This window comes from Aminipila sp., from assembly GCF_032051575.1.
GTDB lineage: Bacteria > Bacillota > Clostridia > Peptostreptococcales > Anaerovoracaceae > Aminipila.
Genome location: NZ_DAMBYD010000016.1, coordinates 1 through 14,093, shown reverse-complemented (window position 1 = coordinate 14,093; position 14,093 = coordinate 1). Strand labels below are relative to the sequence as shown.

At 33.5% G+C, this 14,093-nt stretch carries 14 protein-coding genes; 7 read left to right on the top strand and 7 right to left on the bottom strand.

Annotated elements, in window-relative coordinates; genetic code table 11:
• Window positions 1-79 precede the first annotated feature (79 nt).
• Entirely contained in the window at window positions 80-1,579 is a 1,500-nt protein-coding gene (locus RTW14_RS17555) for a cadherin-like beta sandwich domain-containing protein (RefSeq protein ID WP_312653894.1), read from the top strand.
• A 237-nt stretch (window positions 1,580-1,816) separates the two neighbouring features.
• On the opposite strand, the gene RTW14_RS17550 is transcribed toward RTW14_RS17555, so the two are convergent.
• The 7 genes from RTW14_RS17550 to pepF all read right to left on the bottom strand — a co-directional run bounded on the left by RTW14_RS17550 (window position 1,817) and on the right by pepF (window position 7,709).
• A complete protein-coding gene (locus RTW14_RS17550) occupies window positions 1,817-2,320 on the bottom strand; it encodes a DUF4489 domain-containing protein (RefSeq protein ID WP_312653892.1) in 504 nt (167 codons plus the stop codon).
• Window positions 2,321-2,345: 25 nt separating this feature from the next.
• Entirely contained in the window at window positions 2,346-2,786 is a 441-nt protein-coding gene (locus RTW14_RS17545; protein WP_312653890.1) for a hypothetical protein, read from the bottom strand.
• A gap of 63 nt (window positions 2,787-2,849) precedes the next feature.
• Entirely contained in the window at window positions 2,850-3,407 is a 558-nt protein-coding gene (locus tag RTW14_RS17540; protein WP_312653888.1) for a DUF4489 domain-containing protein, read from the bottom strand.
• Window positions 3,408-3,462: 55 nt separating this feature from the next.
• A complete protein-coding gene (locus tag RTW14_RS17535) occupies window positions 3,463-4,008 on the bottom strand; it encodes a DUF4489 domain-containing protein (RefSeq protein WP_312653886.1) in 546 nt (181 codons plus the stop codon).
• A gap of 184 nt (window positions 4,009-4,192) precedes the next feature.
• Window positions 4,193-5,089 (bottom strand): RluA family pseudouridine synthase, encoded by an 897-nt coding sequence (locus tag RTW14_RS17530; protein WP_312653884.1) that lies wholly within the window; start codon window positions 5,087-5,089, stop codon window positions 4,193-4,195.
• A 7-nt stretch (window positions 5,090-5,096) separates the two neighbouring features.
• Window positions 5,097-5,903, bottom strand: coding sequence for an NAD(+)/NADH kinase (locus tag RTW14_RS17525; protein WP_312653882.1), 807 nt, complete (start codon window positions 5,901-5,903; stop codon window positions 5,097-5,099).
• A 6-nt stretch (window positions 5,904-5,909) separates the two neighbouring features.
• Window positions 5,910-7,709 carry an oligoendopeptidase F gene (pepF, locus tag RTW14_RS17520; protein ID WP_312653880.1) on the bottom strand — a complete coding sequence of 600 codons (1,800 nt, stop codon included), beginning with the start codon at window positions 7,707-7,709 and terminating at the stop codon, window positions 5,910-5,912.
• A 259-nt stretch (window positions 7,710-7,968) separates the two neighbouring features.
• Here pepF and RTW14_RS17515 point away from each other — a divergent pair, with 259 nt between their 5' ends.
• The 6 genes from RTW14_RS17515 to RTW14_RS17490 all read left to right on the top strand — a co-directional run.
• Window positions 7,969-8,607 (top strand): hypothetical protein, encoded by a 639-nt coding sequence (locus RTW14_RS17515; RefSeq protein WP_312653878.1) that lies wholly within the window; start codon window positions 7,969-7,971, stop codon window positions 8,605-8,607.
• A 63-nt stretch (window positions 8,608-8,670) separates the two neighbouring features.
• Window positions 8,671-8,889, top strand: a complete 219-nt coding sequence (locus tag RTW14_RS17510; protein WP_312653876.1) for a hypothetical protein — start codon at window positions 8,671-8,673, stop codon at window positions 8,887-8,889.
• A gap of 296 nt (window positions 8,890-9,185) precedes the next feature.
• Window positions 9,186-10,547 carry an aspartate aminotransferase family protein gene (locus tag RTW14_RS17505; RefSeq protein ID WP_312653874.1) on the top strand — a complete coding sequence of 454 codons (1,362 nt, stop codon included), beginning with the start codon at window positions 9,186-9,188 and terminating at the stop codon, window positions 10,545-10,547.
• Window positions 10,548-10,699: 152 nt separating this feature from the next.
• The gene (locus RTW14_RS17500) at window positions 10,700-12,022 is read left to right on the top strand and encodes an acetyl-CoA hydrolase/transferase family protein (RefSeq protein WP_312653872.1); all 1,323 of its coding nucleotides are present in this window, start codon (window positions 10,700-10,702) and stop codon (window positions 12,020-12,022) included.
• A gap of 43 nt (window positions 12,023-12,065) precedes the next feature.
• The gene (locus RTW14_RS17495; RefSeq protein ID WP_312653870.1) at window positions 12,066-13,187 is read left to right on the top strand and encodes a 4-hydroxybutyrate dehydrogenase; all 1,122 of its coding nucleotides are present in this window, start codon (window positions 12,066-12,068) and stop codon (window positions 13,185-13,187) included.
• Between the two features lie 26 nt (window positions 13,188-13,213).
• Window positions 13,214-14,093: 4-hydroxyphenylacetate 3-hydroxylase N-terminal domain-containing protein (locus tag RTW14_RS17490; protein ID WP_312653868.1), on the top strand; the 880-nt coding region annotated here is incomplete at its 3' end.

Genomic DNA, 14,093 nt, shown 5'->3' with positions numbered 1-14,093 from the left:
TACAAATGTGCATAATAGAAGAGAGGGGTAACAGATTACAAAATTCTGTTATAGCAAATAAATTAAAATGGAGGGCGTTATGAAAAAATTTTTTGCTATTTTACTTGTTATATCATTAATAATAGCTACAAGCAACATTGCATTTGCATCAAGTTCAAGCACTGCTGATGAATCCTTAGACAAGCTTTCGATAAGTAAGAGCAAGAGCAGTTCAAAAGAATTATACACCTTATTTCCTAAGTTTGATCCTGAGATTGCGGATTATTATGTATTTTTACCTAAGGATGAAGATACTGTATATCTTTATATGAAACCGGACAACAGCAAATATAAAGTGTATTGCGATGGGGACGAAGTTACTGAAGATGATGATTATCTTGCTCGTAAGAAGAACATCTCTGATGGTGATGAGGTGAAAATAGTTGTAAAAGATAGAGATGATAAGAAACTGGATACATATACGGTAACCTTTATGTGTGGTGATAAAAATGATGACGACGAAGATCGATTAGATTCATTATCTGTGAAAGTACAAGATGGGAAAGATTCTTATTCCAAGGTTTCTTTAAACAAAGATTTTGATAAGAGTATAAAGGACTATACGGTGTCTGTAAAAAGCAATGATTATGATACCGCTAGAATTTATGCAGAAGCAAAGGATTCCGGAGCTCATGTACTTATCAATGGAAAAATGGTAGGAAAAGAAGACTATTTAGATTTTAAGGTTAAAAAAGGAAAAAATGAGTTTGAAATAAATGTTATAGCAGAAAACTGTGGTGAATCCGAAAAATACACACTTACTGTAAACTATGGCAGTGACAGTACGACTGAAGAAAAAACTGAAGCAGTTATTTCTTCATTAAGTGCAAAGGACAGCAGTGGAAATACAATTGCTTTAAGCCCGAACTTTAATTCAGGCAAGAAAAACTATACGGCAAATGTGGGTAATCATATTCAAAGTGTAAGCTTTTATATGATGACAGGTACGAATACTAAGATTTACCTGAATAACACTGAACTGAATAGTTCAACATGGAGTCAAAGTTATAATTTAAATGAAGGATATAATACTTTTAACATAACCGTATATTTGACGGGTGATTCTTATGACATAAAAACCTATAGTGTAAGTATATACAAACATGCTAAAAAATTAGAATCTTTAGTTAGTATTCAGAATTTAAATGTAAATGGAGTGGCAAAGCAGTTAAATGCATACAATATAAGTGGAAGCAATTTTGTAAAACTGAGAGATATAGCAAGTATACTATCTGGATCAAATAAACAATTTTCTGTGGGTTATAATGAAGCTACAAATGCAATATCTCTTATATCAAGTGGATATTACACAGCTAATGGACAGGAAAATAAACCTTTAAAGGCATCCAAGGATATAATGATATCTATACAGACAGTTACACTGGACAATCAGGCTACTACTATGACTGCATACAATATAGATGGTAACAACTATGTAATGCTTAGAGATTTAGCATTATTGCTGAATTTTGGACTTACCTATAATTCGGCAACGGATACAATTCAAATAACAACGAGTACCAATTATAGTATTAATTAGTATTTAGTTCATAAATTTCATTAAATAAAATTATAACAAATAAACATAAAAAACCTTCATAAAAGTATAGGATGATTTTTACGTCGGATAAACAAGATACAAACCGACTAAATGTATTTTATATAATTATGGGGGTTTTGTGTTATGATTTTTGCGTCTAGTACAACAGATGAAACTTTTGAATAGACTGTGGCATTTATGTAAACAAAAGACTTCGATAGGGAAGTCTTTTATATTTCAAGCTTTTACAGCTAATGCACATAGGGTTCCATTTATAGATATATTAGTGGTTACTGGGAATAGGTAATAAATACTAGTTAATTCAAGTATATAGGTACAACACTCTTTGCATTGGTCATCACAAGGTGAATATTCAAAAATTAAAGTACGGCTATCAGGGTAAGGAGGAAAAATATTTGTATAATTAAATTCAAATGTAGAAACTGCTTGAGGAGTTCTTATACCTTCACAGATTCTAAATAAGGTAAAAGTAAATGTCATAACTGCTGTACTATCGAGTGGCGTTACAGTTAAAATGCCAGTAAAATCAATTAATAGCTCAGGATTACAAAAGCAAGCTGTATCAATAGAAACATTCGCTATTGGTTGATTAAAATTTTGAATTGTATTTCCTCCTAATAGAGTTAAATTATTTAGAACTATATTGCCATTACTGCATTTTAAAAGCAGCTTTTCTGGTAATGTGTTAAAACAGTTGTTACAATCTATTTTATCATTCATAAATATGCCTCCTTGAATAATTTGATTATATCTGTGGAACTACGTATCCAACAATCGTACCACTATTAATGATGAACTCTATATCTAAATCAGCATCACTAGAAATACTAGTGAGGTCAAGTCTATAATTTTCTGATAAGCTACCACTTAATTCATATTTTAAGAGTACAGAGCTATTTTGGAGAGTATTTGCTGTATTTAATAATTGTACATAATTAAATGTAGTTATAGGAACAGGATTATCTGCTTCAAATAAGCTAAATATATAAGTCATTTCTGATTTTAAAGTAGAAGATGAAGTTACTATTCCACTAAAATGTAAATTCAAAGTAAGATTATCAAAAAGTGTTGGATCAATAGTTATAGTAGATATTGGTAAATTAATGATTGTAGGCTTTGAAAAAATAATAGTATAATGCAACGGTTCTGTAATAATAAAAATATTTTCTGGTAATTGCGATGCCATAGTCAGGCCTCCTTCTCTAAGATTTAAAATAATTTATTATAGTATTTTAAATAACTTATAAATTTAACTTGAAGAATCTACACCCAGTACAGAGAATGCACCATTAATGGTAATACTTCCAGAAGACCCGGCAAATATGCTGGATACTCTAGTGAACTCCAGTATATAGCTACAACAATCCTCACATGGGTCGTCACAAGGTGAATAATCAAACTTTATTGTTTGACTATTAGGAAAAGAAGCAACTGTATTAATAACATTAAAATTATATGTGGCTACAGGTTGAAGAATCTTACTGTCTTTGCAGGTTTTAAATAGGGTAAAGGTGTTTGTTAATACTAAAAAAGACTTTGTTGTTGTAGTTAAAATGCCTACAAAATTTATTAAAAGCTTTGGCTTGCAAAAACAAGCTGTATCAATAGTAACACTAGCTATAGGTTGATTAAATGTTTGAGTATAAGGTGGAGTTGTTAAATTTATTTGATTTTTAATAAGATTGTTATTTGTATGTTTTAAGAATACCTTTCCTGGGGTTGGATGGATGCAATTCTTATTACAATCATAATATTTATTACAAATCGGATTTTTTTCATTGATATCCAATTTAAACAATGAATTCATATATATACCTCCTTACTTCATATAATTATCACCTGAATATTGTTAAAAATTAACGTCACAACTCTACAGCTAACACACAAATTGTTCCACTAATGGATACCACTACACGTGCAGGACTTGCGCTAGAAATACTAGTCAGCTCTAATGTATATGTGCAGCAATCATCACATTGCTCCTGGCAATATGGATATTCAAGTTTTAAAGCTCGATCTTCAGATATGCCCAAAGAAGTAATAAAATAAAAAGGGAAAATAGCTACAGCTTGACGATTTCTACTTCCTTTACAGGTTTTAAATAAGGTAAAAATAAAAGTACCAGCAAATAGTCCAGAAACAAGGCTTGCGGTTAAAATACCTTCAAAATCAACTAGAATCTTTTTTTTGCATAAACATGCAGAATCAATTGTAACACTAGCTATAGGCTGATTAAATGTTTGAGAAAAGGGTGACGTTAATAACACAACACTTGTTGTATTAAAATTTCCAGTATTACATCTTAAAAGTGCTTTATTTGGCAAGAGGTGTTTACAATGATTACAATCAATAGGCTGATTATAATTGGCAACTTTTTCATCACAGTTACAAATGGACAAAGAATTCATACAAATGCCTCCTTATATAGTAAACCACAAAGTCATATTTCAAACAGTGGTAACAAAACTAATATAGATTTACAATGTATTATATTCTGTTAAAAAAAATAGTGATATTTTGTTCTTCATAGCTGAACAATCTGCAAAAAACAAAAATCCACCTTACATAATTCAGCAAAGTGGATTTTAATTACTATTTTATTTTTTTAATGGTTTCTAGCATATCATCAGGAAGAGGAGCTTCCACCTCCATAAATTTACCTGTTACAGGGTGGTAGAAAGATAAGAATCTTGCATGAAGCGCCTGCCTTTCTATAAGCCATGGATTTTCACCACCATATAGATGATCTCCAAGAACTGGGTAACCTATGTGAGACATATGCACTCTTATCTGATGGGTGCGGCCAGTTTCCAGAAGCAATTCTACAAGTGTATAACCCTTTTCATATCTTTCAAGGACTTTATAGTGTGTCACAGAAGGATGACCTCCTTCCATAACACCACGTTCAACTCTTTCAGGGTCAGGCCGGCCTAGAGGTGCATTAACTGTGCCATTATCCTCTTCCATAATACCTTTAACAATTGCAACATATCGTTTCGCAACCTTATTATCCTTCATCTGTTTTGTAAACTCATCCTGACTATGAGAATTTTTAGCAATGACAAGGAGCCCTGAAGTGTTCATATCTAATCGATTAATAAAACGAATTTTAAAATTCTGATTTGTATCAATCATATATTTCATAATGCCGTTAGCCATAGTGTGGAGAGGATGTCCCTTAGTAGGATGTACCACATAGCCTGGCTGCTTGTTTATGATAAGTAAATCACTGTCTTCAAAAACTGGATTTATCTCAATAGGCTCTGGGATAAAGTCGCTTTTTTCTTCAGGTAATTCGATTGTTATAATATCTCCGGGGTTGGAGGGAAGATACATTTTTATACTTTTCCCATTAACAAAAACTAAATTGTTTTGCTTTAATTTACTCATTAATCGGCTGGAAAACGTGAAATTGTTTCGGATCAGTGCTTTATATGGAGTGCCAGCATCTTCAGTTTTTACAATGTATTGAAATTTGTTTGTGTTCATATTACCTCTACAAAAATTTACTTTTAACTTTAGTCCAAAAATCGTAGTTTTCAAAACGCAATAAATTTACAATTTTGTTTGAAAACTCAATGTTAATATGTTTGATATCGTTATAGTTATATTCTAAATGATCTGTAGTAATCTTAATTCCATGTTTCGTTACATAATCAGGTATAACACCTAAGGAAAGATCGGAAGGTAACAGTATACTTGATGTAAAGGAACGATATGCGGTTGTGTTCATAGGGGCTATAGGAGTTACCTGCATTAGTTTTAATCTTGGATCTACAATACAGCCACCCAGAGAATAATTGTATGCAGTACTTCCAGCAGGTGTGGCTACAAGTATTCCGTCGCCACTAAAACGTTCAACAAAGCTGCCACCAATGGAAATATTTAAATGAACAGGATGAGACAATTCTCCTCGGATTACGATCTCATTCAGGCCTATATGTTCAAAGTACTCATCATTATCATTTGTCACTGTAGCTTTTACAGTTGAAAGAGTCTGTAAGCGGTATTTACCAGTTTTATAATGAAAAATAAAGTCTGCTAATTGATTTGGATTGATTTCTTGAAAAAAACCTAAGTGGCCAGTATTGATACCGATAAAAGGAATATTCGGAAAATCGAATTTATGTATTCCTTCTAAAAATGCACCATCACCACCAATGCATACAATTAGTTCTGAGTCCGGATCAAGGGACTCAGAAACTATAAAACCACTTCCTTCAAGCTTTTTTGCTAAAAGTCGTTTTGTTTTTAATGATACCGAAGTGTCATTAGTGTGTATTGTAATAACTCTGTTTTTCATTGCTTTTTATACCAATCTTTCAAATTCATTCACTAGCTTTTCAAAAGTCTTCATAGCAAGTTCAATTGGCTCAGGACTGCTCATATCAATACCTGCAATTTTTAAAAGTTCAATTGGATAGTTCGATTCTCCAGTTTTTAGAAATTCTATATAATTGTGTACAGCAGTTTTTCCATCATTTAAAATTTTATTTGAAATTGCGGTTGCTGCAGAATATCCTGTTGCATATTTGTATACATAAAATGAATTGTAGAAATGTGGAATTCTAGCCCATTCGTATTTAATATATTCATCATCGCCTATAGCTTCGCCAAAATATTTTTTATTCAGGTTTTCATATTCAGTACACAACCATTCTGCAGTCAGAACATCACCACGTTCAACAGCTTCATGTGTAAGAAGTTCAAATTCAGCAAACATAGTCTGACGGAACAAGGTCGTTCTAAATTCTTCTATATATAGGTTAAGAAGATATTTTTTCATATTTACATCAGTTTCTTTGTTTAATAAATGCTGCATTAATAGGGATTCATTTACAGTTGAAGCAACTTCAGCAGTAAATATTGAGTGTCCTCCATAAATGAAAGGCTGCGTTTCTCTAGTATAATTAGAATGCATGGAGTGGCCCATTTCATGAACAATAGTAAATACATCTTTAAGCTTTTCAGAGTAATTTAGAAGAATAAAAGGCATGCTGTCATAGCTTCCGAAACTATATGCGCCACTGGTTTTTCCTTCATTTTCAAAAACGTCAATCCAACCTTCAGAAATACCATTATTCATACGTGAAAGATAATCCTGACCTAAAGGAGCAAGGCCCTCACGCATGATATCAAGAGCTTCTTCATAGGAAACTGTTTTATTAGGTATTTCGATGAGAGGTACATATACATCATACATTTTTAATTCATCTACGCCTAAAAGCTTTTTACGTAGCTGCATATATCTATGAACTATATGAAGGTTCTTATTAACAACATTAATAAGATTGTGATAAACTTCTTTTTCAATATTATCACTAGATAAGGCAGCAGCTAAGGCAGAATCATATTTACGAATCCTCGCACTGACAACATCAGTCTTTGTATTGTAGTTGTAAGTAGTTGCAATGGTATTAATTTGTTTTTTATAAGCTTCGTACGTATGGTCAAAAGCTTCTTTTCGAACTCTTCTGTCATAGGATTCTAAAAGATTTATATATTTGCCATGTGTAACTTCAACCTCATCACCATCTTCATCCAAAATTGTGCCGAATTTAATATCAGCATTATTTAACATAGTAAATATATCATTAGTTGCAGAAGTTACTTCACTCATTTGAGCAAGAATATTTTCTTCGGCTTTTGAAAGCACATGTGCTTTTTCTCTTAAAATATCAAGAATCACATATTCATAAACCTTTAGTTCTGGCATTTGTTTTATAAAACCTAAAAGTTTTTCTTCAGGTATTTCTAATAGCTCTGGAGTGAAGAAGGACATGGAAGCAGAAGTTTTAGCCAGTAATGCATTGCACTTATCAGCAAGTGCCTGATATTTTGTAGCTCTATTGTCTTCATCACGTTTCATCCGTGCATATACGTAAACTTTCTCAGCAACCTGCCAAATTTTATCTTTTTCCTGAAATGCTTCAAGAAAAATTTCTGCATTTTCTCCAAGTCTGCCAGAATACTTAATATATTCATCTGACATTTGCATTACAGCGTTATAATCTTTGTCCCAGTCAGCTTCGTTTGGATACATACTTTCAATATTCCATTTGTATTTTCTATCAATTTGATCTCTGGTTTTTGTTTTTTTATCGTTCATTTGAACCTCCATACATGATATACATAATATAACATTGATTAGACTGATACGGCATTGCCGTAAGAAAATCAACATTGGATCATACATTGATTAACTTGTATGATATAATATAGTTTCTATTTACATATCATTCATAATTGTTTAATATAATATGTATTACATAATCCACTTTATAAATGGATATAATTGGTGATACAATGAATATTATACCACAAATATGGGTTTGAATGTATTTTTTTAATTATTAAAGTGAGGGATAATGAGCATGAATTATGATGAATTATTAGAGTTATTGGATATTGATAATCCGGATGAATTTCAGTATTTTGAGCACTTTGCAGATTTGATGGAGTGCGATGAGCACATTTCATATGATGCTCTTTTTGAATTAATATCACAAGTAGATAAAAAGGTGCTAAGTGAATTAATTGAAAACTATTTTGATGAAATTTCAGAGGCATTACCAGATGATGGAACAGAAGCATTTACTTTATTAAAGAGTGTGAGCATGTCGTTACGAGGAATGCTAAAACCTTTACAAAATGATGAGGAAGATGGAATAAGGGAACGGGTAACCTTTGTAGAGGAACTGGAACGGTTTAGAAATTGGTATGTTCTTGATAGTAATATTAAATGTACAAAGAAAAAGGACGGAACCACTAAAGAAATGACTTTCTTTGAAGCATTAGTTCTTTCGAGAATGGAAAAATTAAGTGGAGAAGATTACTCTTATGGATTTGATGAAGGATTAGATTATCAGCTTGATGAATATGTGGTTTCCTTCAGTGATGTTATTAAGGCCGAGGATGAAGAGGAAGGTTATATAGAAGAGGATTTAGAAGAAAACCCTGAAGCTGAATATATGAGTGGGCTTGAGGAGGAAGAATACGACTTTTAGCACACATCGTGAAGTGTCTGCATATTATGATTAATAATATTATCATACATATGGAGGTGCATTATGGGCGACGGTAATTTCTGTGAAAAGGAATGTTTTAGAGACTGCAACTGTAAGGATCGGTGCGACGATAAATGCTTTGACGATTGCTGCTGTAATAATAATGATGGTGGTGGTTCAGGCCATATCATTCTTATTTTAATAGTTCTTTACTTACTTTTCTGCAACAACAATAATAATAATAATTGTAGAGGCGGAGGATTATTCGGCGGGTTATTTTAAAGTCAAATAATTAAGAAAATTATTAATAAATTAATAAATGTATTAATTTATTAATAGAAAAAGCGGAGCTGGTTAGTTCCGCTTTTTTCTTTTCTTTTTCTTTATTTAGAAAATTTAGAATAGATTGACGTGTATATTTAAGGGTTTTATGGTTATTCTCTAACATGGAAGCATCAAATTAATTTATGGCATTATAACTTTGGCATATATCTTGCATTTTTAACTGTTGTAAACGCTAGACGGTATTCCAACCGTTTTGTATAGTTATTATTTATTTTATATTGGAGGAGAAAAAAATGGAATTGAAAAATGCATTACCTAAAATTATTACATCAGAACTTCCTGGCGAGAAGGCTAAGAAGATTATTGAAAGAAGACAGAATTCTATTCCAAATGCTATTAAATGTAGTTATCCTTGCGTAATGGCAAAAGCCGAAGGCGCAATGTTCGAAGATGTTGACGGAAATATTTTCCTTGATTGGATTGGTGGCGTAGGCGTTACAAATGTAGGGTATAGTCAGCCTGCAGTTGTAAAGGCTGTTCAATACCAGGCTGAAAAATATTTTCATAGTATGATGAATATCACTACTCATGAAGGTTATATAGAGCTTGCAGAAAAAATGAATGAAATTGTACCAGTAAGAGGCGAGAAGAAAAAAACCATGTTTGTAAACAGTGGTGCAGAGGCTGATGAAAACGCTGTTAAAATTGCAAAAGGATATACAGGAAGACCAAATATTATAGTATTTAGCGGTGCTTTCCACGGTAGAACTCTTATGACTATGGCAATGACTGGAAAGAAGGCTTATGCTGTTGGAATGGGTCCTTTCCCTGATGGTGTATATCGTGTTGAATATCCATACTTATATAGAGCTCCAAAAGGATTTACAGAAGAGGAAGCAATCAAGTATTATGTAAATAAGGTAGAAGAAGCATTCATTGAAGCTTCTCCAGCAGAAGCTGTAGCAGCTATCGTTTTAGAACCTATACAGGGCGAAGGTGGTTTTGTACCAGCTCCAATTGAATGGGTTAAGGCAATAAGAAAGATCTGTGATGAAAAGGGAATCTTATTAGTTGCAGACGAAGTGCAGACCGGTTTTGCGCGTTCAGGAAGAATGTTTGCAAGTCAATACTGGGCTGAAAATGGATGTGCTCCTGATATTATGACATCAGCAAAATCTATTGCAGGTGGAGCTCCACTAAGTGCTGTAACAACTAGCGCTGAGATTATGGATAAAGTTCCAGCTGGCACTATTGGAGGCACTTATTGCGGTAATGCACTAGCTTGTGCAGCAGCATTGGAAGTTATTAAAATCATGGAAAATGAAGACTTCCCAGGGAAGGCACTAAGAATCTCTGAAAAGGTAATGGGTATTTGGAAACAATGGCAGGAAAAATATGAAGTTATTGGAGATGTTAGAGGCACGGGCAGCATGATGGGTATTGAGTTTGTTAAGGATAAGGCTACAAAAGAACCTAATCCTGAACTTGTGAATAACATCGTACAGGAAGCTGTTCAACATGGCTTACTTTTAGAAAGTGCAGGAACATATGGAAATGTTATCCGTTTCCTTGCACCACTTGTAATTACTGACGAACAGTTAGATGCAGGTTTGGAAATCTATGAAAATGCTATTAAGGTAAGCCTGGAAAAATAGTTAATAAGAGATAAATTATATATTAAAAAGTTGAGTTAAGAGTAAATAAAAGGTTGAGTTAAAATTAAAAGTTGAGTTAAAGACAAATAAAAAGTTGAGTTAAAGACAAATAAAGTTGAGTTAAATATTAAATAATAAGGGGGGCTTTAAAGATGGGTTGGCAGAAACAGTACAATAAGTGCATTTGTACACCTGAAGAAGCAGTATCTCATATTAAAGACAAGGATGTGGTTTTTTTAGGACATGCGATTGGTGAACCAAAAGTGCTGGTTGATGCTATGGTTGCCAATTCTAGGAAGTACCATGGAGTAACAATAAAACATATGGTTAGTTTAGGATCAGGAGCTTATACAGCTCCTGATATGGAAAAACATTTATGGGCAAAACCTCTTTTCGCAAGTGCTAATGTGCGGAAAGCTATAGAAGAAGGAAAAGCCGATTTTATACCAGTGTTTTTTCATGAAGTGCCTATATTGATACGAAATGGTCGGTTGAAGTGCGATGTGCTTATGACACAAGTTACACCTCCAGATGAAAATGGATATTGCAGCCTTGGAACATCTGTAGATTATACTTTCCAAGCATTGAAATCAGCAAGGACAGTTATTGTACAGGTAAATGATCAATTACCAAGAACTTTTGGAGAAAAGGTACATGTATCTGAATTTGACTATGTGGTAGAGCAGTCAATGCCTCTATACGAATCAAAACCTGCTGTGATTGGTGATTTAGAAAAGGCTATAGGTGCACACTGTGTTTCACTAATAGAAGACAGATCTACTCTGCAGCTTGGTATTGGTGGAATCCCGGATGCTGTTGTACAGATGCTTGATGACAGAAAAGACCTGGGTATTCATTCTGAAATGATTGCAGATGGAACGATTCAATTGTATGAAAAGGGTGTTATAACAGGTAAATATAAGTCGGAAAACAAGTGGAAGATGACAGTTACCTTTTTATTAGGAACAAAAAAATTGTATGATTTTGCTCACAACAACCCAGAAGTTGAAGTGAGACCTGTAGATTATGTTAATCATCCTGCGGTTGTTATGAGGCAGTACCGAATGGTAGCAATCAACTCCGCTATCCAAGTTGATATGATGGGGCAGGTTGTAGCAGACACAATAGGTAAACGACAATTTTCTGGAGTAGGTGGGCAAGTGGACTTTATACGAGGAGCGGCAATGGCAGAGGACGGAAAATCAATAATCGCAATGCCTTCCTTTACAAAGAAGAAAGATGGTCAGATTGTATCAAAAATTGTACCATTTTTGGATGAGGGAGCCGCAGTAACGACTTCAAGAAATGATGTAGATTATATTATTACTGAAAATGGAATAGCTGAAATGAAGGGGAAATCACTTCGTGACAGAGCAAAAAATTTAATTAACATTGCCCATGAAAGTGCAAAAGAAGAATTAATACATGAATTTGAGCAGAGATTTCATGAAAAAAGTTTTTCCATGGGGAAATGAAACAAATAGGTCCTAATTTACTGATATATAAGGAGGATAAAAGATGTTAGCATTAAGAGTGGTACCCAAAATATTCTATTTCGATACTTTTAAAGATTTTAATGATGAATTTAATCTTGGTGAAAGAGATGTTTTGGTAACTAATGAGTGGATGTATACACCATATGTTGCATCGCTAGGGATTAATACAAATGTTATTTTTCAAGAACAATTTGGTTCAGGAGAGCCTTCTGATGAGATGATTGATGCAATGACAAAGAAAATCAAAGAATATGACTTTGACCGTATTATTGCATTTGGCGGAGGCACAATTGTAGACATTTGTAAAATATTAGCCTTAGATGTACCAGAAAAATCCGTAGATTTATTTACTGGAGCTGTAACTCCTATTAAAGCAAAAAAATTGATAGTTGTACCAACAACTTGTGGAACAGGAAGTGAAGTAACAAATGTTGCTATAGCAGAATTAAAATCACTTCATACAAAGAAGGGATTAGCAGTTGAAGAGACTTATGCAGATGCAGCAGTTTTAATTCCTGAATCTCTTGGCGGGCTTCCAGATTATGTTTTTGCTACAAGCTCAATTGATGCTTTGATTCATGCTATTGAATCATACCTTTCACCGAAGGCTTCAGTATTTACTGAAATGTATTCTTTAGAAGCAATTGAAATGATTATGGATGGCTATAAGAAAATCTTAGATAAAGGGAATACAAAAGAGAACAGGCTGCCATATTTAAAAGATTTTGCAATTGCATCAAATTATGCTGGAATTGCATTTGGAAATGCTGGATGTGCTGCAGTTCATGCACTTTCCTATAGCATTGGGGGAGCTTTCCATGTACCTCATGGTGAAGCTAACTACCAGTTCTTTACAGAAGTATTTAAGATGTATGTAAGAAAAAATCCAAATGGAAAGATTGCGAAAGCAAACAAAATTTTTGCAGACATATTAGGCTGTGATGTAAAAGATGTTTATGATGAATTAGATAAATTCTTAGGTCAGTTAATTGTTAAAAAGCCTCTAAGAGAGTATGGAATGACAGAAGAACAAATTGATTCATTTACACAAAGTACCATAGAAAATCAGCAGAGACTTCTTTCAAATAATTATGTACAGTTATCTGATGATGAAATTCGTGAAATATTTAAAAATCTTTATTAATTTTACTTTATAAGGGGGAAGATAAAATGGCACTTAAAACAGGAAGTGAATATATAGAAAGCTTAAGAACGCTTAATACCAGAGTCTATATGTTTGGTGAAAAGATTGATAATTGGGTAGACCATCCAATGATTAGACCTTCCATCAACTGTGTGGCTATGACCTATGAACTGGCTCAGGATCCTCAGTATGCAGATCTGATGACTACTACATCAAGCTTAACAGGAGAGACCATTAATAGATTTGCTCATCTACATCAGAGCACAGATGACTTAAGAAAAAAAGTAAAAATGCAAAGACTTTTAGGTCAAAAAACAGCTTCATGCTTCCAGAGATGTGTAGGGATGGATGCGTTTAATGCAGTATTCTCAACTACATATGAAGTAGATCAGAAGTACGGTACAAGTTACCATAAGAATTTTGTAGAATATTTAAAGTATGTACAGGAAAATGATATTATAGTTGACGGAGCTATGACAGACCCCAAGGGAGACAGAGGACTTGCACCATCAGCACAGAGGGATGCAGATCTTTTCTTAAGAATAGTAGAAAGCAGAGAAGATGGTATCGTAGTAAGAGGAGCAAAAGCTCATCAGACAGGTTCCATTAACTCTCATGAACACATTATCATGCCAACTATAGCTATGACAGAGGCAGATAAGGATTATGCAGTATCCTTTGCTTGTCCTTCAGATGCAGAAGGATTATTCATGATTTACGGAAGACAATCCTGTGATACAAGAAAGCTTGAAGAGGGGGCAGATGTAGACCTTGGAAACAAGCAGTTCGGTGGACAGGAAGCGTTAGTTGTATTTGATGATGTATTTATTCCAAAGGACAGAATCTTCCTTTGCGGAGAATATGACTTTGCAGGAATGATGGTAGAAAGATTTGCAGGATACCACA

Excerpts from the sequence above, each read along its gene's own strand:
- RTW14_RS17540 (WP_312653888.1), bottom strand. The coding sequence starts at position 3,407 with ATGAATTCATTGTTTAAATTGGATATCAATGAAAAAAATCCGATTTGT.
- RTW14_RS17530 (WP_312653884.1), bottom strand. The coding sequence starts at position 5,089 with ATGAACACAAACAAATTTCAATACATTGTAAAAACTGAAGATGCTGGC.
- RTW14_RS17500 (WP_312653872.1), top strand. The coding sequence starts at position 10,700 with ATGGGTTGGCAGAAACAGTACAATAAGTGCATTTGTACACCTGAAGAA.
- RTW14_RS17555 (WP_312653894.1), top strand. The coding sequence starts at position 80 with ATGAAAAAATTTTTTGCTATTTTACTTGTTATATCATTAATAATAGCT.
- RTW14_RS17525 (WP_312653882.1), bottom strand. The coding sequence starts at position 5,903 with ATGAAAAACAGAGTTATTACAATACACACTAATGACACTTCGGTATCA.
- RTW14_RS17550 (WP_312653892.1), bottom strand. The coding sequence starts at position 2,320 with ATGAATGATAAAATAGATTGTAACAACTGTTTTAACACATTACCAGAA.
- pepF (WP_312653880.1), bottom strand. The coding sequence starts at position 7,709 with ATGAACGATAAAAAAACAAAAACCAGAGATCAAATTGATAGAAAATAC.
- RTW14_RS17495 (WP_312653870.1), top strand. The coding sequence starts at position 12,066 with ATGTTAGCATTAAGAGTGGTACCCAAAATATTCTATTTCGATACTTTT.
- RTW14_RS17505 (WP_312653874.1), top strand. The coding sequence starts at position 9,186 with ATGGAATTGAAAAATGCATTACCTAAAATTATTACATCAGAACTTCCT.
- RTW14_RS17535 (WP_312653886.1), bottom strand. The coding sequence starts at position 4,008 with ATGAATTCTTTGTCCATTTGTAACTGTGATGAAAAAGTTGCCAATTAT.
- RTW14_RS17545 (WP_312653890.1), bottom strand. The coding sequence starts at position 2,786 with ATGGCATCGCAATTACCAGAAAATATTTTTATTATTACAGAACCGTTG.
- RTW14_RS17515 (WP_312653878.1), top strand. The coding sequence starts at position 7,969 with ATGAGCATGAATTATGATGAATTATTAGAGTTATTGGATATTGATAAT.
- RTW14_RS17510 (WP_312653876.1), top strand. The coding sequence starts at position 8,671 with ATGGGCGACGGTAATTTCTGTGAAAAGGAATGTTTTAGAGACTGCAAC.